This window comes from Pseudomonas paraveronii (genome assembly GCF_963681955.1).
Taxonomy (GTDB): domain Bacteria; phylum Pseudomonadota; class Gammaproteobacteria; order Pseudomonadales; family Pseudomonadaceae; genus Aquipseudomonas; species Aquipseudomonas paraveronii.
The window spans coordinates 5,839,277-5,859,878 of sequence record NZ_OY817130.1 but is presented as its reverse complement, the minus strand read 5'-3'; the positions used below and the strand labels follow the sequence as shown (position 1 = coordinate 5,859,878).

General features: G+C 62.3%; 19 protein-coding genes. 11 read left to right on the top strand and 8 right to left on the bottom strand.

The genetic code is table 11. From position 1 onward, the window contains the following. The 6 genes from U5A08_RS27200 (at position 1) to fdhA (ending at position 7,753) form a co-directional block, all read left to right on the top strand. Entirely contained in the window at positions 1-1,251 is a 1,251-nt protein-coding gene (locus U5A08_RS27200; RefSeq protein WP_247403725.1) for a sarcosine oxidase subunit beta, read from the top strand. Positions 1,252-1,266: 15 nt separating this feature from the next. Beyond that, on the top strand, positions 1,267-1,569 hold the full coding sequence (locus tag U5A08_RS27195; protein ID WP_253399774.1) for a sarcosine oxidase subunit delta: 303 nt from the start codon (positions 1,267-1,269) through the stop codon (positions 1,567-1,569). Continuing rightward, a complete protein-coding gene (locus U5A08_RS27190; protein WP_321849265.1) occupies positions 1,566-4,583 on the top strand; it encodes a sarcosine oxidase subunit alpha in 3,018 nt (1,005 codons plus the stop codon). The genes U5A08_RS27195 and U5A08_RS27190 overlap by 4 nt, the downstream gene beginning before the upstream one ends. A 122-nt stretch (positions 4,584-4,705) precedes the next feature. Beyond that, on the top strand, positions 4,706-5,338 hold the full coding sequence (locus U5A08_RS27185) for a sarcosine oxidase subunit gamma (protein ID WP_321849262.1): 633 nt from the start codon (positions 4,706-4,708) through the stop codon (positions 5,336-5,338). A 171-nt stretch (positions 5,339-5,509) separates the two neighbouring features. Beyond that, on the top strand, positions 5,510-6,367 hold the full coding sequence (gene purU / locus U5A08_RS27180; protein ID WP_321849260.1) for a formyltetrahydrofolate deformylase: 858 nt from the start codon (positions 5,510-5,512) through the stop codon (positions 6,365-6,367). A 186-nt stretch (positions 6,368-6,553) separates the two neighbouring features. Continuing rightward, positions 6,554-7,753: a formaldehyde dehydrogenase, glutathione-independent gene (gene fdhA / locus U5A08_RS27175; RefSeq protein ID WP_017847873.1), complete on the top strand. Its 1,200-nt coding sequence runs from the start codon at positions 6,554-6,556 to the stop codon at positions 7,751-7,753. 46 nt (positions 7,754-7,799) lie between these two features. On the opposite strand, the gene U5A08_RS27170 is transcribed toward fdhA, so the two are convergent. Then, positions 7,800-8,216, bottom strand: coding sequence for a hypothetical protein (locus tag U5A08_RS27170; RefSeq protein WP_321849258.1), 417 nt, complete (start codon positions 8,214-8,216; stop codon positions 7,800-7,802). 675 nt (positions 8,217-8,891) lie between these two features. Continuing rightward, the gene (locus U5A08_RS27165) at positions 8,892-9,350 is read right to left on the bottom strand and encodes an anti-sigma factor domain-containing protein (RefSeq protein ID WP_321849257.1); all 459 of its coding nucleotides are present in this window, start codon (positions 9,348-9,350) and stop codon (positions 8,892-8,894) included. Between the two features lie 136 nt (positions 9,351-9,486). Between U5A08_RS27165 and U5A08_RS27160 the strand changes: the two genes are divergently transcribed. Further along, entirely contained in the window at positions 9,487-10,059 is a 573-nt protein-coding gene (locus tag U5A08_RS27160) for a DUF2780 domain-containing protein (RefSeq protein ID WP_321849255.1), read from the top strand. A 66-nt stretch (positions 10,060-10,125) separates the two neighbouring features. On the opposite strand, the gene U5A08_RS27155 is transcribed toward U5A08_RS27160, so the two are convergent. Next, positions 10,126-10,602, bottom strand: a complete 477-nt coding sequence (locus U5A08_RS27155; protein WP_321849254.1) for a hypothetical protein — start codon at positions 10,600-10,602, stop codon at positions 10,126-10,128. A 102-nt stretch (positions 10,603-10,704) separates the two neighbouring features. After that, on the bottom strand, positions 10,705-11,598 hold the full coding sequence (locus U5A08_RS27150) for a 1-acylglycerol-3-phosphate O-acyltransferase, YihG family (protein WP_321849253.1): 894 nt from the start codon (positions 11,596-11,598) through the stop codon (positions 10,705-10,707). 172 nt (positions 11,599-11,770) lie between these two features. Here U5A08_RS27150 and rloA2 point away from each other — a divergent pair, with 172 nt between their 5' ends. The 4 genes from rloA2 to creD are packed head-to-tail and all read left to right on the top strand — an operon-like array spanning position 11,771 to position 15,813. Next, positions 11,771-12,271 (top strand): retropepsin-like aspartic peptidase RloA2, encoded by a 501-nt coding sequence (gene rloA2 / locus U5A08_RS27145; RefSeq protein ID WP_253399759.1) that lies wholly within the window; start codon positions 11,771-11,773, stop codon positions 12,269-12,271. A gap of 9 nt (positions 12,272-12,280) precedes the next feature. After that, positions 12,281-12,949: a two-component system response regulator CreB gene (gene creB, locus U5A08_RS27140; RefSeq protein ID WP_253399757.1), complete on the top strand. Its 669-nt coding sequence runs from the start codon at positions 12,281-12,283 to the stop codon at positions 12,947-12,949. Further along, the gene (creC, locus tag U5A08_RS27135) at positions 12,949-14,388 is read left to right on the top strand and encodes a two-component system sensor histidine kinase CreC (protein ID WP_321849252.1); all 1,440 of its coding nucleotides are present in this window, start codon (positions 12,949-12,951) and stop codon (positions 14,386-14,388) included. Before creB ends, creC begins: the two co-directional genes overlap by 1 nt. 51 nt (positions 14,389-14,439) lie before the next feature. Next, on the top strand, positions 14,440-15,813 hold the full coding sequence (gene creD, locus U5A08_RS27130; protein WP_321849251.1) for a cell envelope integrity protein CreD: 1,374 nt from the start codon (positions 14,440-14,442) through the stop codon (positions 15,811-15,813). 84 nt (positions 15,814-15,897) lie between these two features. Here the strand turns inward: creD and U5A08_RS27125 are convergent, their stop codons facing one another. From U5A08_RS27125 to U5A08_RS27110, 4 genes are all read right to left on the bottom strand, one after another. Beyond that, positions 15,898-16,527: a glutathione S-transferase gene (locus tag U5A08_RS27125; protein ID WP_321849250.1), complete on the bottom strand. Its 630-nt coding sequence runs from the start codon at positions 16,525-16,527 to the stop codon at positions 15,898-15,900. A 157-nt stretch (positions 16,528-16,684) separates the two neighbouring features. Next, a complete protein-coding gene (locus U5A08_RS27120; protein ID WP_253399749.1) occupies positions 16,685-16,867 on the bottom strand; it encodes a hypothetical protein in 183 nt (60 codons plus the stop codon). Then, entirely contained in the window at positions 16,864-17,967 is a 1,104-nt protein-coding gene (locus U5A08_RS27115) for a PepSY-associated TM helix domain-containing protein (protein ID WP_253399747.1), read from the bottom strand. Before U5A08_RS27115 ends, U5A08_RS27120 begins: the two co-directional genes overlap by 4 nt. 61 nt (positions 17,968-18,028) lie before the next feature. Further along, complete coding sequence (locus U5A08_RS27110) at positions 18,029-20,455, bottom strand: TonB-dependent siderophore receptor (protein WP_321849248.1); 2,427 nt, start codon at positions 20,453-20,455, stop codon at positions 18,029-18,031. Between the last annotated feature and the right edge of the window lie 147 nt (positions 20,456-20,602).

Sequence of the window (20,602 nt, the reverse complement as noted above, 5' to 3'; positions counted from 1 at the left end):
ATGCAACGCTACTCGGGCTTCGGCCTCTTCAAGCACTCACTCAGCCACCACGAAAACTGGCAGAAGATGTGGCGCACGCCGACGCCTAAAAAGGTCTACGACGTGGTCATCGTCGGCGGTGGCGGGCATGGTCTGGCGACCGCCTACTACCTGGCCAAGGAGCACGGCATCACCAACGTGGCCGTGGTCGAGAAAGGCTGGCTGGGCGGCGGTAACACCGCACGCAACACCACCATCGTGCGTTCCAACTACTTGTGGGACGAGTCGGCGCACCTGTATGAACACGCGATGAAACTGTGGGAAGGCCTGTCCCAGGACCTGAACTACAACGTGATGTTCTCCCAGCGCGGCGTCTACAACCTGTGCCACACCCTGCAGGACATCCGCGATTCCGAGCGTCGCGTCAGCGCCAACCGCCTCAACGGCGTGGACGGCGAACTGCTCAACGCGCAACAAGTGGCAGACGAAATTCCGTACCTCGATTGCTCGAAGAACACCCGCTACCCGGTCATGGGCGCCACCGTGCAACGGCGCGGCGGCGTGGCCCGTCACGATGCGGTGGCCTGGGGCTTTGCCCGCGCCGCCGACGCCCTCGGGGTGGACTTGATCCAGCAAACCGAAGTGATCGGCTTCCGTAAGGAAAACGGCGTGTGCATCGGCGTGGAAACCAACAAGGGCTTCATCGGCGCCAAGCGCGTCGGCGTGGTCACGGCCGGTAACTCCGGGCACATGGCCTCGCTCGCCGGTTTCCGCCTGCCGATCGAATCCCACCCGCTGCAAGCGCTGGTGTCGGAGCCGATCAAGCCGATTATCGACAGCGTGATCATGTCCAACGCCGTCCACGGTTACATCAGCCAGTCCGACAAGGGCGACCTGGTGATCGGCGCCGGTATCGACGGCTACAACGGCTACGGCCAGCGCGGCTCGTACCCGGTGATCGAACACACCATCCAGGCCATCGTCGAGATGTTCCCGGTGCTCTCACGCGTGCGCATGAACCGCCAGTGGGGCGGCATCGTCGACACCACGCCGGACGCCTGCCCGATCATCTCCAAGACCCCGGTGCCGAACATGTTCTTCAACTGCGGTTGGGGCACCGGTGGCTTCAAGGCCACTCCAGGCTCAGGCAACGTATTTGCCGCGAGCCTGGCCAAGGGTGAAATGCACCCGTTGGCCGCACCTTTCTCCATCGACCGGTTCCACAACGGTGCGTTGATCGACGAACACGGCGCCGCGGCCGTCGCCCACTAACAGGAGAAATTTCCTATGTTGCATATCTTCTGTCCTCACTGTGGCGAACTGCGCTCCGAAGAGGAATTCCACGCCTCCGGCCAAGCGCACATCCCGCGCCCGCTGGACCCCAACGCCTGCACCGATGAAGCGTGGGGCGACTACATGTTCTTCCGCGACAACCCCCGTGGCCTGCACCACGAGCTGTGGATTCACGCCGCCGGTTGCCGTCAGTACTTCAACGCGACCCGCGACACCGTCACCTACGAAATTCTTGAAACCTACAAAATCGGCACCACGCCGCAATTCACCGCCAAGGCTGCTGGAGCGAAGGTATGAGCCAGATCAATCGCCTGTCCAACGGTGGCCGGATCGACCGTAACAAAGTCCTGACCTTCAGCTTCAACGGCCAGACCTACAAAGGCTTCGAAGGCGACACCCTGGCCGCCGCGCTGCTGGCCAATGGTGTCGACATCATCGGTCGCAGCTTCAAGTACTCGCGCCCACGCGGCATCTTTGCTGCGGGCGCCGAAGAGCCGAACGCGGTGTTGCAGATCGGCGCCACCGAAGCCACCCAGATTCCCAACGTGCGCGCCACGCAACAGGCGTTGTACCAGGGGTTGGTCGCCACCAGCACCAACGGCTGGCCGAGCGTGAACAACGACGTGATGGGCATTCTCGGCAAAGTCGGCGGCAAGCTGATGCCGCCGGGTTTCTACTACAAAACCTTCATGTACCCGCAGTCGTTCTGGATGACTTACGAGAAGTACATCCGCAAGGCCGCAGGCCTGGGTCGCTCGCCGACCGAAAACGACCCGGACACCTACGACAACTTCAACCGTCACTGCGATGTGCTGGTGGTGGGCGCCGGCCCGGCTGGCCTGGCTGCGGCACTGGCCGCCGCGCGCAGCGGTGCCCGCGTGATCATCGCCGATGAACAGGAAGAGTTCGGTGGCTCGTTGCTCGATTCCCGCGAAAGTCTCGACGGCAAGCCTGCGGATCAATGGGTTGCCAGCGTGATTGCCGAACTCAAAGCCCTGCCGGACGTGGTGCTGCTGCCCCGCGCCACGGTCAACGGCTACCACGACCATAACTTCCTGACCATTCACGAGCGCCTCACCGATCACCTCGGCGACCGCGCCCCGATCGGCCAGGTGCGCCAGCGTATCCACCGCGTGCGTGCCAAGCGCGTGGTGCTGGCGACCGGTGCGTGCGAGCGTCCGCTGGTGTACGGCAACAACGACGTGCCGGGCAATATGCTTGCGGGTGCGGTGTCGACTTACGTGCGCCGTTACGGCGTGGCACCGGGTCAAAAGCTGCTGCTGTCGACCAACAACGACCACGCCTACCGCGTCGCGCTGGACTGGTTAGAGGCCGGCCTGAAGGTGGTGGCCGTGGCCGATGCCCGTCACAACCCACGCGGCGCACTGGTGGAAGAAGCCCGCGCCAAAGGCATTCGTATCCTCACCGGCAGCGCCGTGATCGAAGCCCGTGGCAGCAAACACGTGACCGGAGCCCGCGTTGCCGCCATCGATGTCAAAGCGCATACCGTCACCAGCCCCGGCGAGTGGTTGGACTGCGATCTGGTCGCCAGCTCCGGCGGCTACAGCCCGGTGGTCCACCTGGCGTCGCACTTGGGCGGCAAGCCGACCTGGCGCGAAGACATCCTCGGTTTTGTACCGGGCGAGGCACCGCAAAAACGCGTGTGCGTCGGCGGTATCAACGGCGTCTACGGCCTTGGCGATTCCTTGGCGGATGGTTTTGAAGGCGGTGTGCGCGCCGCCAGCGAAGCCGGTTTTACCCCGGTGGAAGGCACGCTGCCTAAAGCCTTGAACCGCTTGGAAGAGCCAACCCTGGCACTGTTCCAGGTGCCTCACGAGAAAGCCACTGCACGGGCGCCCAAGCAATTTGTCGACCTGCAGAACGACGTCACCGCCGCCGCCATCGAGCTCGCCACCCGCGAAGGTTTCGAGTCGGTGGAACACGTCAAACGCTACACCGCGCTGGGCTTCGGCACCGACCAGGGCAAGCTGGGTAACGTCAACGGCCTGGCCATTGCCGCGCGCTCGCTGAACGTGACCATCCCGCAGATGGGCACCACCATGTTCCGCCCCAACTACACGCCGGTGACCTTCGGCGCGGTCGCGGGCCGGCACTGTGGGCATATCTTCGAGCCCGTTCGCTACACCGCGCTGCACGCCTGGCATGTGAAGAACGGTGCCGAGTTTGAAGACGTCGGCCAGTGGAAACGCCCGTGGTACTTCCCGCGCAACGGTGAAGACCTGCATGCGGCGGTCAAACGCGAATGCCTGGCGGTGCGCGACAGCGTCGGCCTGCTGGATGCGTCGACCCTCGGCAAGATCGACATTCAAGGCCCGGATGCCCGCGAGTTCCTCAACCGCATCTACAGCAACGCCTGGACCAAGCTCGACGTGGGCAAGGCGCGCTACGGCCTGATGTGCAAGGAAGACGGCATGGTCTTCGACGACGGCGTGACCGCGTGCCTGGCCGACAACCACTTCCTGATGACCACCACCACCGGCGGCGCCGCCCGCGTGCTGCAGTGGCTGGAAATCTACCAACAGACCGAATGGCCGGACCTGAAGGTCTACTTCACCTCGGTCACCGACCACTGGGCGACCATGACCCTGTCCGGCCCCAACAGCCGCAAGCTGCTGGCCGAAGTCACCGACATCGACCTGGACAAGGACGGCTTCCCGTTCATGACCTGGAAAGAAGGCCTGGTCGGCGGCGTGCCGGCGCGGGTGTTCCGCATCTCGTTTACCGGCGAGCTGTCGTATGAAGTCAACGTGCAGGCCGACTACGCCATGGGTGTGCTCGAACAGATCGTCGCGGCGGGCAAGCAGTACAACCTGACCCCGTATGGCACCGAAACCATGCACGTGCTGCGGGCGGAGAAGGGCTTCATCATCGTCGGCCAGGACACCGACGGCTCGATGACCCCGGACGACTTGAACATGGGCTGGTGTGTCGGCCGTACCAAGCCGTTCTCGTGGATCGGCTGGCGCGGGATGAACCGCGAAGACTGCGTGCGCGAAGATCGCAAGCAATTGGTCGGCCTCAAGCCGATCGACCCGACGGTGTGGTTGCCGGAAGGTGCGCAACTGGTGTTCGACGCCAAGCAGACGATCCCGATGAAGATGGTCGGCCACGTCACTTCCAGCTATGCGCATAACTCCCTGGGTTATTCGTTTGCGATGGGGGTGGTCAAGGGCGGCTTGAAGCGCATCGGCGAGCGGGTGTTTTCGCCCCAGGCCGATGGCAGCGTGATCGAGGCGGAGATTGTGTCTTCGGTGTTCTTTGACCCGAAAGGCGAACGCCAGAACATCTGACGGACCGAGTCGCCTGCATCGGGGGCAAGCCCCCTCCCACAGGGGAATGCATTCCAAATGTGGGAGGGGGCTTGCCCCCGATGAGGCCAGAACAGTCACCACAGAATTCAAACAGGTGCTCTATGACAGCAGCCAACGTATACCCACAACGCCCCACCACCGGCGCCAAGGCCGAGTCGTCGCTGCACCATGCCGACCTCGCCAGCCTGGTCGGCAAGGGCCGCAAAAATGCCGGCGTGACCGTGCGTGAAAAGAAACTCCTCGGCCACCTCACCCTGCGTGGCGACGGCCATGACGCCGCCTTCGCCGCAGGCGTCCACAAAGCCTTGGGCATCGAACTGCCCGGCGCTCTGACGGTAATCGTCAACGGCGAAACCAGCCTGCAATGGCTCGGCCCGGATGAGTGGTTGCTGGTGGTGCCGAGCGGTGAAGAATTCGCCGCCGAACAAAACCTGCGTGCCGCCCTGGGCGATCTGCACATCCAGATCGTCAACGTCAGCGGCGGTCAACAGATCCTCGAACTGCGTGGCCCGAACGTGCGCGACGTGCTGATGAAGTCCACCAGCTACGACGTACACCCCAACAACTTCCCGGTGGGCAAGGCGGTGGGCACGGTGTTCGCCAAGTCGCAACTGGTGATCCGCCATACCGCCGAAGACACCTGGGAGCTGGTGATTCGTCGCAGCTTCTCGGATTACTGGTGGTTGTGGTTGCAGGATGCCTCGGCCGAATTCGGCCTGAGCGTTCAAGCCTGATATGACCCCCACCCCCTTCACCCGCCACCCTGTAGGAGCGAGCTTGCTCGCGAAAACCTCAAGGGCACCGCGGTCATCCAGGATGCCCGCGTTATCGTTGACGATTTTCGCGAGCAAGCTCGCTCCTACAGGGGTGGGTGAGGCCGGGCTTTGCTTGAGGAGTGACCTGTCATGAGCCGCGCACCCGATACATGGATTTTGACCGCCGACTGCCCCAGCGTGCTCGGCACGGTGGACGCGGTCACCCGCTACCTGTTCGAGCAGGGTTGCTACGTCACTGAGCACCACTCGTTCGATGACCGGCTGTCAGCGCGCTTTTTTATCCGCGTGGAGTTTCGTCAGCCGGAGGGCTTTGATGAACAAGCGTTCCGCGATGGCCTGGCCGCGCGCGGGCAAGCGTTTGGGATGATCTTCGAGCTGACGGCGCCGAACTACCGGCCCAAAGTGGTGATCATGGTGTCGAAGGCCGATCACTGCCTGAACGACCTGCTGTATCGCCAGCGCATCGGCCAGTTGTCGATGGACGTGGTCGCGGTGGTGTCCAACCACGCCGATCTGAAACCGTTGGCCGACTGGCACCAGATTCCCTACTACCACTTCGCCCTCGACCCCAACGACAAACCGTCCCAGGAACGTCAGGTGTGGCAAGTGATTGAAGACACCGGCGCGGAACTGGTGATTCTTGCGCGCTACATGCAAGTGCTGTCGCCGGAGCTGTGCCGCAAGCTCGATGGCAAGGCGATCAATATCCACCACTCATTGTTGCCGGGGTTCAAGGGCGCCAAGCCGTATCACCAGGCATACAACAAGGGCGTGAAGCTGGTCGGCGCGACGGCGCATTACATCAACAACGACCTGGATGAAGGCCCGATCATCGCCCAGGGCGTGGAAGTGGTGGATCACAGTCATTACCCCGAGGACCTGATTGCCAAGGGGCGCGATATCGAAGGGCTGACCCTGGCCCGGGCGGTGGGGTATCACATTGAACGGCGGGTGTTTTTGAATGCCAATAGAACTGTGGTGCTCTGACCGACGCCATCGGGGGCAAGCCCCCTCCCACAGTTGAATGTGTTCACAAATCAAAATGTGGGAGGGGGCTTGCCCCCGATAGGGCCCTAACAAACAACACAAGAAACAGCATCTGTACCCGAGCACTCAACGCGCTGCCCACCCACGGGCAACGCGCTTCCATAAAAACAACAGCGAGGTGAAAGCATGTCTGGTAATCGTGGTGTCGTGTATCTCGGCAACGGCAAGGTCGAAGTACAGAAAATCGACTATCCCAAAATGCAGGACCCGCGTGGCAGGAAGATTGAACACGGCGTCATCCTGCGCGTGGTCTCCACCAACATCTGCGGCTCCGACCAACACATGGTGCGCGGCCGCACCACCGCCCAGACCGGCCTGGTGCTCGGTCACGAGATCACCGGTGAAGTGATCGAGAAGGGCAGCGACGTCGAGAACCTGAAAATCGGCGACCTGGTGTCCGTGCCCTTCAACGTCGCCTGCGGCCGCTGCCGCTCCTGCAAAGAGCAACACACCGGCGTGTGCCTCACCGTCAACCCGGCCCGTGCCGGTGGCGCCTACGGCTATGTCGACATGGGCGACTGGACCGGCGGCCAGGCCGAATACGTGCTGGTGCCCTACGCCGACTTCAACCTGCTGAAACTGCCGGACCGCGACAAGGCCATGGAGAAAATCCGCGACCTGACCTGCCTCTCCGACATCCTGCCCACCGGCTACCACGGCGCCGTCACCGCCGGCGTTGGCCCCGGCAGCACCGTCTACATCGCCGGTGCCGGCCCGGTCGGCCTGGCCGCTGCCGCCTCCGCGCGCCTGCTCGGCGCGGCGGTGGTGATCATCGGCGACGTCAATTCCATCCGCCTGGCCCACGCCAAGGCGCAAGGGTTTGAAGTGGTCGACCTGTCCACCGACACCCCGCTGCACGAACAAATCGCCGCCCTGCTCGGTGAGCCGGAAGTGGACTGCGCGGTCGACTGCGTGGGCTTCGAAGCCCGCGGCCACGGGCATGACGGCGTCAAGCACGAAGCCCCGGCCACCGTGCTCAACTCGCTGATGGGCGTGGTGCGCGTGGCGGGCAAGATCGGCATCCCCGGCCTGTACGTCACCGAAGACCCAGGCGCCGTCGACGCCGCCGCGAAGATGGGCAGCCTGAGCATCCGTTTTGGTCTGGGCTGGGCCAAATCCCACAGCTTCCACACCGGGCAAACGCCAGTGATGAAGTACAACCGCCAGTTGATGCAGGCGATCATGTGGGACCGTATTCACATCGCCGACATCGTCGGGGTCGAGGTGATCAGCCTGGATGACGCGCCGCGTGGGTATGGCGAGTTTGACGCGGGCGTGCCGAAGAAGTTTGTGATTGACCCGCATAAGTTGTTCAGTGCGGCGTAAATGCCAGAGCAAAAAATATGGGTGCCCCGACGGGCGCCCTTATCAATTAGAGTGGGGTCGAGAGTCTAAGGTTAGCGGTCGATTTTATAGTTTCTGGCTCGCCCTTCGCATTTGTCCCCGGTACTTCAATTGTTTTTCCGCCGTAGTTGCAGAATAGTTTTCCGTTAACCTCCTGAACAGTCTCTGCTTTTAGTTCGTACTTGTCTTCAAGGTAAGTATCGTTGGATCCGTGTACTTCACCTGTCCATTGTTTTCCGCCAGAGGAGGCTGTGTATTTAAATGCATTGGCAAATTCTCCTTCTACGGCGCCGTCGACTTTCTCAGTTGCGACGACGGGGTCAGTGTCTTTGAAACGAACTGCCGTTATGTCATTGACTTTTGGGCAGATACTGATATCTGCAGCATAAGCGCTCCCAGTAAGAGCCATGATGGCCAACATTCCCAACGTAAGTTTAGAGTTCATCTCAATGTCTCGGATTGATTTGGAAACTCGATTCTAGATAGACGGGTTGGCTGTTGATACTGTGAGATTTGACAGTTGGCTATGGCTTTTTTGCATGGGGGATATTTCTTTTTGTTTGGTTGTATCTGTTGTTGGCGTTTCAGACATGGGCTAAATAACTCCAGGCGGACGCTGACAATAGGTTAGTCATTTGAGCGTTGTGAGGCGCAGGTAGGGGTCGACCCCCTCACCGTTTTTGCCTCTGGTGTTTAAGCCTGCAAGCGCCGGCTGATCACGTCGAGCAAATCACACCCATCGCGTGGGCTACACACTTATCCGTCGCCAAACGAATTGGGTGGCAGCTATACGCAGGTTGGCGAACCGGGAATGGAGCCGGCAGACCCGAAGGTCTCCCGCGCACAGCCGCCATGAAAGCAGCTATTGCGGATGCAAAAGAACCTGCAAAAAAGCAGAAGCTTTTGCACCATTCATCGGGTCGCCAAACCCGTATCGCCATGTGGACGACCGCCGAACTATAAGCGCCATCCTTCGCCGGGAGCAAGTCGCCTGGACGCCGACGATCAAATGTGGGAGTGGGCTTGCCCGCGATAGCGGTGTGACAGTCCCTGCAACATTGACTGAAACTCCGCTATCGCGGGCAAGCCCACTCCCACAGGGTTTTGTGGTGTCTGTGGCTTAGCGAATCGCCAGTGCGCCTTGATACACCGTCGGCCCGGTCGGCTGCTTGCTCACCGATCCACCCTTGGTTTCCGAACTCACCATCAAATCCACCGGTTTGCTGATGGATTCCTGCTGGCGTGGATTCAAGCCGATGATGCCTTTGCCATCTTCCGGCAACAGGCCGAGGGATATAGGTTGGCCGCCTTCGGGAATCGCCCACAATTCCAGGCTCTGATCAGGGGCGGGCGCCGTCGAGGCGATCGGCTGCACTTCCAGGTAGTCCTTGTGGGCCATGATCTGCGCCGCCGGCTGCTGGGTGGTGGTCACCAGCGTGGCGGCGGATTTGATGGTGTCTTGGGTGTAGAGCGCGGCGCCGACGCCAGCAGCCACGACTGCGCAGGCGCCGATGAACAGGCGCGGACGGCTCCAGAATGAAGGCTTGTGATCAATCACTTGGGGTTGGATCGCAGTCATAAGTCGCTTCCTGACAAATTATGTAGTCAGTTCATGGACCGGCGTATCGCAGTTGGGTTCCGGAGCGGGTTTGGAACAAGTGACGCAAAGGCCAGTCAAACCCCTGCTTTCACCCCTACATCCTGAGGTTGTTTCGATGAAGATTTCACGCGGTTTCGCCCTTTCCTGCCTGATGACCCTGGCAGCCGGCCCGGTGTTCGCCGCCGGATTCAGCCTTGGCGATGCGGCCAATGCGATTTCCGGCATGCAGGGCGGTAACAACAAAGCCGCTGCCGTCGCGCCGTCGTCCGAGACGGCCGGTTTGCTGAGTGCCCTGACCTCACAATTGAATGTCACCCCCGAGCAAGCCGTCGGCGGCACTGGCGCCATGCTCGGCCTGGCCAAGAACCAACTGAGTGGCTCCGACTATTCGCAACTGGGCAAAAGCGTGCCGGGCCTCGATCAACTGTCGGGCAGCAATGCGTTGGGCAGCCTCGGCGCCTTGAGCGGGATGCTTGGCCAGAGCGGCGGCAGCAAGACCAGCGGCTTGGATGACCTGCTGGGTAACGTGAAGAACACCAACGACCTGAACACCGCGTTCAGCGCGCTGGGCATGGACAGCGGCATGATCGGCCAATTTGCCCCGGTGATCCTGCAATACCTGGGCGGCCAGGGTGCCAACAGTTCGCTGCTGGGCAAACTGGCCCAGGCTTGGGGCACCGGTAGCTAAGGGCGTGGTTCTTCAAAGCGGGTTCGCCCCCGCTTTGAAGTGGCCGGCAGGTTGCGGGGGGCAGGGTTACGGTTGGTACTCAAAAGTACATTTGGAAGCGTCGATCGATAAGTCGCTGCCTTGATTCCCACAGCTGGTTCCTGTCCATGATGTGCCGGGCGCCGCCATCAGGTTGTTCAACGGCAGGCGCAGTTGAACATAGGGTCTGGAAACCTTGTCTGCTGGCTCTGCGTTTTCTCTTTGCGCGGTACCGCCATAACTGCAGAGTATTTTCCCGTTGCTCATTTCTGCACCGACTAACATCAGGTTGTATTGAGGCTCAAGATACGTGTCGGTTGTGGCTGTGGACTGGCCCTCCCACATCATGCCGCCGGGCCCGGGGGCCGTGTATTTGAAACCTTCGTTGTAGCCTGAAGGGAGGGACGGGTCGGTATACGCTGCGGCGCTTATCGAGCTGACTGCGGGGCACGTGGCCATTTCTGCATGGGCAATGCTCGCTACTGTCAGTAACGCCATGCCGGCGAAGAGGACTTTGATGCTCATGATGAGGGCACTCTGCTGAGATGGGGCCTTTAGCCTAATCAGCCGCCCAAGGCGGGCGAAACTGTTAACTCTGACAGTTTTTATGCATTTTCAGACGATGCCCTATTGCTGCTCCGTATAGCGATGCAGCGTTTCGATGCGCGCATCTTTCTCCCTCCAGAGCTGGTTGACCCAGTTCTGCACGACCTGGCGAAACGCCGGGTCGTTTTCGTAATCCCCCTGCCATAACGCCGGGTCCAGTTCACGGGTGCGGATGTCGATGATCACCTTCGGCACCGCGCCGCTGATCAAGTCCCAGAACCCCGGGATCTTTGCTTGCGGATAGACCACGGTCACGTCGAGCACCGCGTCCAGTTGTTCGCCCAGCGCCGCCAATACGAACGCCACGCCACCGGCCTTGGGCTTGAGCAGGCGGGTAAACGGTGAGTGTTGCTGGGCACGCTTGGCCGCGCTGAACCGTGTGCCTTCCAGATAGTTGACCACCGTCACCGGCTGGCGTTTGAACAGCTCGCAGGCCTGGCGGGTGATCTTCAGGTCCTGGCCCGCCAGTTCCGGGTGCCTGGCCAGGAACGCCTTGCTGTAGCGCTTCATGAACGGATAATCCAGCGCCCACCAGGCCAGGCCCAGGAAGGGCACCCAGACCAGTTCTTTCTTCAGGAAGAACTTGAAGAACGGCGTGCGACGGTTGAGGGCCTGGATCAGCGCGGGAATATCGACCCAGGATTGGTGATTGCTGATCACCAGATAGGAAGTGTCACGACGCAGGTCGTCTGCACCGCGAATGTCCCATTGGGTCGGGATGCACAGCGCGAAGATCAGTTTGTCGATCTCGGCCCAGGTCTCGGCGATCCACATCACGGCCCATGATGCGTAATCGCGATAGCGACCGGGGGCCACCAGCTTGAGCAGGGCAAACACCGTCAGCGGTCCGATCAGGACCAGGGTGTTGAGCAGGAGCAGCAGTGAGACGAAACAGCCGGTGAGCAGGCGGCGCATAAGTAACTCTTGGAATCCTGTGGGCGGGCCATGATAAGAGAGCGGCGTCTAGAGGCCAAATCGCAAATCGTCCGACGAATGTTTCACAATGTGCCGGGTATGGTCGTAGAACTAACTAAGTGCTGCCGTTGCGGTCTAGAATTCGTCTACTTCTTTCCGAGGAAATCACTTCGTGAAACTGCTCCTTGCCTCGCTCGCCCTGGCGGCCTTGCCCGTCATGGCCGCCGAACCGACCCTTTACGGTCGCTACGAATACATCCAGTTGCCGGAGATCGGCGAAACCTTCAAGGCCAAGATGGACACCGGCGCGCTGACCGCCTCGCTGTCGGCCCGTGACATCGAGACCTTCACCCGTGACGGCGACGATTGGGTGCGCTTCCGCGTTGGTGGCAAGGACGCCAGCAACAAAGTCTACGAACACAAGGTGGCGCGCATCAGCAAGATCAAGAGCCGCGCCGACGAAGACGAGGACAAGGAAGACGCCACCGTGGCCAAGCGCCCGGTGATCGACCTGGAAATGTGCCTGGGCAACGTCAAGCGCACCGTCGAGGTCAACCTCACCGACCGCAGCAGCTTCAACTACCCGCTGCTGATCGGTGCCAAGGCCCTGCGTGAATTCGGCGCAGCGGTGAACCCGGCGCGTCGCTACACCGCCGACAAACCGGACTGCTGACGGACCGCCATGCCGCACATCCTGATTGTCGAAGACGAAGCGGCGATAGCCGACACGCTGGTCTTTGCCCTGCAAGGCGAAGGCTTTTCCACCACCTGGTTGAGCCTTGGTCAGGAGGCGCTGGCCCACCAGCGCCAGACCCCGGCCGACCTGATCATCCTCGACATCGGCCTGCCCGACATCAGCGGCTTTGAAACCTGCAAGCAACTGCGGCGTTTCAGTGAAGTGCCGGTGATGTTTCTCAGCGCCCGCGACAGCGAGATCGACCGCGTGGTCGGGCTGGAGATCGGTGCCGACGATTATGTGGTCAAGCCGTTCAGCCCGCGGGAAGTGGCGGCGCGGGTCAGGGCGATCCTCAAGCGCGTCGGCCCTGGCATCGTTCCGGCGTTGTTCCAGGTCGATCTGGAGCGCATGCAGATCAGCTACCGGGGCCTGGCACTGAGCCTGACCCGCCATGAGTTCCGCCTGCTGCAAAGCCTGCTGGAACAGCCCGAGCGCGTGTTCAGCCGCGAACAATTGCTGGACGCGGTCGGCGTGCCGGCCGATGCCGGTTACGAGCGCAATATCGACAGCCATATCAAAAGCCTGCGCAGCAAACTACGCCGCGTGGCGGCGCAGGCCGAACCGATCCAGACCCATCGCGGCCTGGGCTACAGCTACAGCCCGAGCCATAGCTGATGCGCCTGGGGCTGCGGATTTTCCTGGTCTACGCGCTGTTTATCGGCCTCACCGGTTACTTCGTGCTGAGCACCGTGATGAAGGAAATCCGCCCCGGCGTGCGCCAGTCCACCGAGGAAACCCTGGTGGACACCGCCAACCTGCTGGCCGAAATCCTGCGCAACGACGTCAAGAACGGCACCCTCGGCCAAAGCCACTGGCCGGAGCTGCTCAGGGCCTACGGCACCCGCCAGCCGGGCGCGACCATCTGGGGCCTGCCGAAAAACCAGGTCAACCACCGCATCTACGTGACCGACGCCAATGGCACGGTGTTGCTCGACTCCAGCGGCGAAGCCGTGGGCCAGGACTATTCCAAATGGAACGACGTGTACCTGACCCTGCGCGGCGAGTACGGCGCGCGTTCCACCCGCAGCGCGCCGGATGACCCGGCCTCGTCGGTGATGCACGTGGGCGCGCCGATTCGCGACAACGGGCAGATCATCGGCGTGGTCACGGTGGCCAAGCCGAACAGTTCGCTGCAGCCCTATATCGACCGCACCGAGCGCCGATTGCTGTGGTACGGCGCCGGCTTGGTGATCCTCGGCCTGCTGCTCGGCGCGCTGTTGTCGTGGTGGTTGAGCGTGGCACTGCGCCGGCTCACCGCGTATGCCGAGGCGGTCAGCGAGGGTCGACGCGCCGAATTGCCGCATTACCGTGGCGGCGAGCTGAAGCAGTTGTCCACCGCCGTGGAGCACATGCGCACGCAACTGGAAGGCAAGGCCTACGTCGAGCATTACGTCCACACCCTGACCCACGAATTGAAGAGCCCGCTGGCGGCGATTCGCGGCGCGGCCGAGCTGTTGCAGGGCGACATGAGCCGTGAGCAGCAACAGCGCTTTGTCGGCAATATCGACAGCGAAAGTACGCGCCTGCAGCAGTTGATCGAGCGCTTGCTGAACCTGGCGCAAGTCGAGCAACGCCAGGGGCTGGAGGCGCAGGCGAGCCTGTCGCTGGCCGCGCTGGTGGACGATGTGCTCAAGGCCCAATGCGCGCGCATCGAAAGCGCCGGGTTGCACGTCGAACAAACGATCGACGCTGAGGTGAAGGTCTTCGGCGAACCGTTCCTGCTGCGCCAGGCCCTGGGCAACCTGCTCGACAACGCCCTGGACTTCACGCCGGCGGGCGGGGTGTTGCGGTTCAGCGCGCAGACCCGGCACAACGCTGTGCAGGTCAGCCTGTTCAACCAGGCCGCGCCGATTCCCGACTACGCCTTGCCGCGCCTGAGCGAGCGTTTCTACTCGCTGCCGCGCCCGGCCAGCGGGCGCAAAAGCACCGGCCTGGGCCTCAACTTTGTCGAGGAAGTGATGAAGCTGCATGGCGGCACGCTGCAGATCGGCAATGTACCCGGTGGCGTGCAAGTGGTGCTGCATCTCCACACAGTCTCCACATTGCCCACATAAATCCCCCACATGCGCGGCTCACGCTCTGCCCATCCAAACAGGGAGAGTCCCATGAACCGCCACCTGCTTTTCAAACTGGGCGCGATTGCGCTGTTGATCCTGCTATTGCTGATTCCATTGCTGATGATCAACGGCATCATCGCCGACCGCCAATACACTCGCGACACGGTGCTGACGGACATCGCCCGCAGCTCCAGCTACAGCCAGCGCCTCACCGGCCCGGTGATGGTGGTGCCGTACCGCAAGACCGTGCGCGAGTGGAAGCTCAATGAAAAACTCAACAAGCGCTACGAGGAGACCCGTGAAGTGCGCGGTCGTCTGTATTTCCTGCCGGAGCATTTTGAGCTCGACGGGAGGGTGCAAACCGAACTGCGCGCGCGTGGCATCTACCAGGCGCGGCTGTTCCACGCCGACAACCGCATCAGCGGGCGCTTCGTCTTGCCGGAGCAATGGGGGATCAAGGAAAATTTCGCCGATTACCGCTTTGAGCCAGCGTTTCTGGCGGTGGGTATCAGCGATATTCGCGGGATCGAAAACGCACTGACACTGGAGCTGGGCCGCCAGCTCCTGGAGTTCGCGCCAGGCACCCAAGTGGAATGGCTGGGCGAGGGCGTGCATGTGGCGCTGCCGGAGCAGGACAGCAAAACCCCGGTCGCGCTGGACTTCGCCTTCGACCTGCGCCTGCAAGGCACCGAGCAACTGCAAGTGGTGCCGGTGGGCAAGACCAGCCAGGTCACACTCGCCTCCAACTGGCCGCACCCGAGCTTCATCGGCAACTTCCTGCCGGCGCAACGGGACGTCACCGACAAGGGCTTCACTGCCAACTGGCAGACCTCATTCTTCTCCACCAACCTCGAAGAAGCCCTGCGCGGCTGCCTGGCCGAACGCGGCTGTGACGACTTCAACAACCGCAGCTTCGGGGTGAACTTCATCGACCCGGTGGACCAGTACCTCAAGAGCGACCGCGCGATCAAATATGCGCTGCTGTTCATCGCGCTGACCTTTGCCGGTTTCTTCCTGTTCGAAGTGCTCAAGGGCTTGGCCGTGCATCCGATCCAGTACGCGCTGGTGGGGTTCGCCTTGGCGTTTTTCTACCTGCTGTTGCTGTCGTTGTCCGAGCACCTGGGCTTTGCCTTGGCGTACCTGATCTCCGCCAGTGCCTGTGTGTTGTTGATTGGTTTCTACGTGTGCCATGTGCTGCGCAGCGTCATCCATGGCCTGGGGTTCTCGGCAGGGTTGGCGGCGTTGTATGGCTTGTTGTACGGGCTGTTGAGTGCCGAGGACTACGCGCTGCTGATGGGCTCGCTGCTGCTGTTCGGCCTGCTGGGCACGGTGATGGTGCTGACGCGCAAACTGGATTGGTACGGCGTGGGCAAGCGCAAGGCGGCCGAGCCGTTGGCATTCGATCTGGAGGCCGTGCAATGATCGGGTTGCGTGAGGACCAGCGGGAGCGAGCGCAGTTGGTGGCGAGGATTGTGGCGTTGTTGCCCGCGCCACCTGTGCGCAGGGTTAAACCGGCGGTTGTGTCTCAAGCATCGAAGGCCGCTGGCTGACTTCGGCGTACCAGGCGGCAAGCCGGGGGTTGGCGTCGCGCCATTGCAGGTCCGGGTGACGGAAGTCCAGGTAACCCAAGGCGCAGGCCACGCTGATCGCGGCAATATCGAAGTGGCTGGCCAGTTCGGCAATCGCATCCGCTTCCAGCTCCGCCAGGGTGCGCCGGATTTTGTTGCGCTGTTCGTCGAGCCACGGCGCCCAGTGTTTTTCCGGTGGGCGCAGGGCGCTCTCGTAACGCACCAGCACGGCGGCGTCCATGATGCCGTCGGCCATCGAGGCCAGGGTCAGGCGGCGCCAGCGGGCCGAGCCGTCGCGGGGGATCAGCGGGTTGCCGACGTGCTGGTGGTCGAGGTAATCGAGGATCACCCGGCTGTCGTGCAGCACCGTGCCATCGGCCAGGCGCAGGGCCGGGATCTTGCCCACCGGGTTTTCGTTGACCAGTTGTACATCCGGGTTGACGGGTGTTGGCATGCAGAGCTGCAGGGCCACACGGTCCTGCTGGCCGGTTTCAGCCAGCAACACGCGGACTTTGCGCACGAACGGCGAAGCGGGGTTGTGGAACAGGGTCATGCTGGGAGCGGACATAGGCATTCCTCTGGATGGGCAGTCGCTAGCCTAGAGGGTTGTGCAGTGGCTGGCGAGGGGGATTTTTGGGGTTCTTGAGGGCCTCATCGGGGGCAAGCCCCCTCCCACAGTTGGAATGCATTCCCCTGTGGGAGGGGGCTTGCCCCCGATGGCGTCCTCAGCCACGCCGCCTGAACAACCCCCAACTCCCAATGACCGCAGGAATCCCCAACCCGACCCAGCTCAGCGCATCCCACCACCCATCCCCCAGCAGCGCGGCAAACAAACCGGCCGCGCTGAGCAGGCCGATCCCCAGCGGCACGCCGAACACCTTCCAGAAACTCGACTGACGCGGCCTCATGCCTTGCCTGCCTTGCGTCTGACGACCCACAGATAAACGCCGCTGCCGAGCACGATGAGGGTCAGCCCATCCAGCACTGCCCAGAGGATTTTCATCGGCATCCCGCCGTAGTCGCCGAAGTGCAGCGGCTGCGACATGCCCATCGCGTCCATGTACCACGGCCGTTTGGCGATGGCGGTGACGGCCAGCGTGCTGGCGTCGATCAGTACGGGGGTGAGCAGGTGCGCGGTCAGGTGGGTGCTGCCCTTCATGAACACGGCGTAATGGTGCTCGCTGGAAAAGCGTGTGCCGGGAAAGGCGATGAAGTCGGGCTGCATGCCGGGCGCGGCCTCAGCGGCGATCTTGAGCAGATCGCTGGCCGGTGCGCGCTGGGTCAGCGGCGGGGCGTGCTTGTACGGTTCGACCATCGCGCTGAGGCTGTCGGTGCGCCAGGCGGCGATGATCAGATCGGCACAGGCGCTGATCACGCCGGTCACGCCGACCACCAGCGCCCAGGTCAGGGTGACCACGCCGATCAGGTTATGCAGGTCGAGCCAGCGCAGGCGGGTGGACTTGTCCTGGCGCACGGTGGCGAATTTCAAGCGGCGCATGAACGGCAGGTACAGCACCGTGCCCGAGACAATCGCGAGCACAAACAGAAGGCCCATGAACGCCAGCAGCCACTTGCCCGGCAGGCCGGCGAACATGTCCACATGCAGGCGCAGCAGGAACAGGGTCAAGCCGCCGTTGGCCGATGGCATCTCGACGGCTTCGCCGGTGCGCGCATCGAGCATGAAGGTATGGGAGGCGTTGGGCTCGGTGCCGGCGGTGGCGGCCATGATTGCGATCACGCCGTTTTTGTCGTCTTCGTCCCAGGCCAGGTACTGCAGGGCTTCGCCGGGGCGATGAGCCTGGGCCTTGGCCACCAGTTGCTCAAGGTTCAGTTGTGGCGTGTCGGCAGGCATCGACTGCAGCGCGGGTTCGTTGCCCAGCAGGTGATCGATCTCGTGATGGAAAATCAACGGCAGGCCGGTGAGGGCGAGCAGCAGCAGGAACACGGTGCAGATCAGGCTGGTCCAGGTGTGGATAAAGGACCAGCGGCGGATGGTTGTGCTTTTCATTTGTTGGCCTTCAGACACGCCACAGCCGTCCCTGGGGACGGCCGGCGGTTAACGCAGTCGGTCACCACTGGTAGGTGGCACTGGCCACGACGCTGCGTTGGTCGCCGAAGTAGCAGTAGCTGCCATCGCAGGTCGACAGGTAGTCCTTGTTGAACAGGTTGGTGGCGTTCAACTTCACCGAGGCGCCTTTGAGGCTGTTGTCCAGGCGGCCGAGGTCGTAATGCACCGCGCCGTCGAACACGGTGTAGGCATTGGCCTTGCCCAGCCAGGTGTTGGCCTGGTCGCCATAGGTATTGCCGGTGTAACGGGCACCGAAGCCGATGCCGAAACCGTCGAGCACACCGCTGTGCCAGGTGTAATCGGTCCACAGCGAGGCTTGCTGATTGGGCATCAGTTGCAGGCGGTTGCCTTTGTAGGTGCCTGTTTGCACCTCGGACTTGGCCAGGGTGTAGGCGGCGATGACCTTGAGGTTCTCGGTCACGTCAGACACCGCTTCCAGCTCCAGGCCCTTGACCTTCACTTCGCCGGCCTGGTCGGTGATCGACTGGTTGCCCGAGCCGATTCGGGTCACCAGCACGTTTTTCTGGGTCAGGTCATAGACCGCCGCACTCAGTAGCGTCGTGGAGCCGGGCGGCTGGTACTTGATCCCCAGTTCCCATTGCTGGCCTTCGGTGGGTTTGTACGATTTGACCGGGTCGACGCTGGCGTTGCTCGCCGGTTGGAACGATTCGGCGTAGGACAGGTACGGCACGAAGCCCGAATCGAAGACATAGCTCAGCGCCGCGTTGCCGCTGAAATTCTTGCTGCGATCCGTGTTGGTCGCATCCAGTTTGTTGAAGTAGGTGGTGCCCTGGTGCACCCAGTCTTCGCGTCCGCCGAGGGTCAGGCGCCAGTTGTCCAGGGCCATCTGGTCTTGCGCGTAGAGGCCGGTCTGTACGGTTTTCTGGTTGTAGTCGTAATACGCATCGCCGGTCGGGCGGACCGTGGGCCCGGTGTTGACCGGGTTGAAAATGTTGATGCTCGACGCTGTACCGTAGATCGTCCGGAAGGCGGTATCGGTGCGCTGGTGATCCAGGCCGAGCAACACGGTGTGGGTCACGTCGCCGGTCGTGAAGTCAGCCTGGAAGTGGTTGTCCAGCGCAAGCTGACCGATGTTCTCGTCAACGTTGGTGGTCGAGCGGGTGATGGTGCCTGTCGCGTCAGCCGGGGAGTAGGCATAGGAACCCACGGTCAGTTGCTGGAACGACAACTCCGACTTGGTGTAGCGCAGGTTCTGCTTGAACTGCCAGGTGTCGTTGAAGCGATGCTCGAAGGCATAGCCCAGCGCGTAGTAGGTGCGGTCGTAGAACTCGTAGTCCGGATCGCCCAGGTTCTTGTGGTGGGAGATTTCGCCCAGGGCCGATTTGATCTTGGTGCCCTGGATCGGCAGGAACTGGCTGGTGGTGCCGGTATCGTCGCGGGTGAACTGCGAGAGCAGGGTCAGCTGGGTGTCGGTGTCGATGTTCCAGGTCAGGCTGGGGGCGATGTTGTAGCGCTTGTTGTCGATATGGTCGACCTGGGTGCCGGCATCCCGTACCACGCCGCTGACGCCGTAAAGGAACTGGCCTTCATCATCGATCTTGCCGGTGCTGGCGAAATTGATCTGGCGATAGTTGTCACTGCCGTATTGCACTTGAATGGCATGGTTCGATTCAGCGCTGGGACGCCGGCTGACCATGTCCAGCAGGCCACCCGGCGGTGTCTGGCCATACACCGACGACGCCGGGCCGCGCAGCAGGGCGATGCGGTCGAGGTTCCAGGTTTCGGCTTTCGGGTTGGCGTACACGCCGCGTGGCAACGGCAGACCGTCGAGGAACTGTGTGGGCTCGAAGCCACGCACGCGCATCCAGTCGTAGCGGGTGTCGCTGCCGTAGCTGGCGGACACGATGCCGGGCATGTATTTGACCGCGTCATCCAGGTTCTGCACGTTGCGGTCCTGCATCTGCTCGCGGGTGGCGACGGAGATCGAGCGCGGCGCTTCGACCAGCGCGGTGTCGGTCTTGGTGCCGGCGGCGGTACGCGTCGCCAGGTAGCCTTGCACCGGGCCCCAGGCACTTTCAGCGTCGCCCTGGGCAACGATATTGGTCTGCGGCAACGCCACGACCCCTTCCGCAATCGCCACCAGCGTGTAAGTCCCCGCGCTGCTCTGCTCCACCTGCAACCCGGTGCCGCGTAGTGCCTCGCTCAGTGCGCCTTGCGCATCGAACTGGCCCTGCACCGGCGCGGAGGTTTTGCCTGCGGCCAGTGCCGGGCTGAGGGTCAGCGCGAGGCCGGCCTGGCTGGCGATCTGGTTCAGGGTGGCGGCCAATGGCGCGGCGGGCAGGTTGTAGGCGCGCACGTTGGACGCTTGCTCGGCGGCGATCAGCACGGTGCTTGCCAGCGGGGTGCTGAGGGCAATGGCCACGGCTAACAGGCTGGGGCGCAACAAGGTGTCTAGCGTGCGGGACATGGGGCGGCTCCTGAATGGAAGTAATTCGCAATTACCCCTGTGCCGAGCGAGATTTGAAAAGTGATAGGGCTTGGGGAAAATAATTGTTGCCTGGGGCTATTCGGTGTTCTTGAGGGCCTCATCGCGGGCAAGCCCGCTCCCACATTC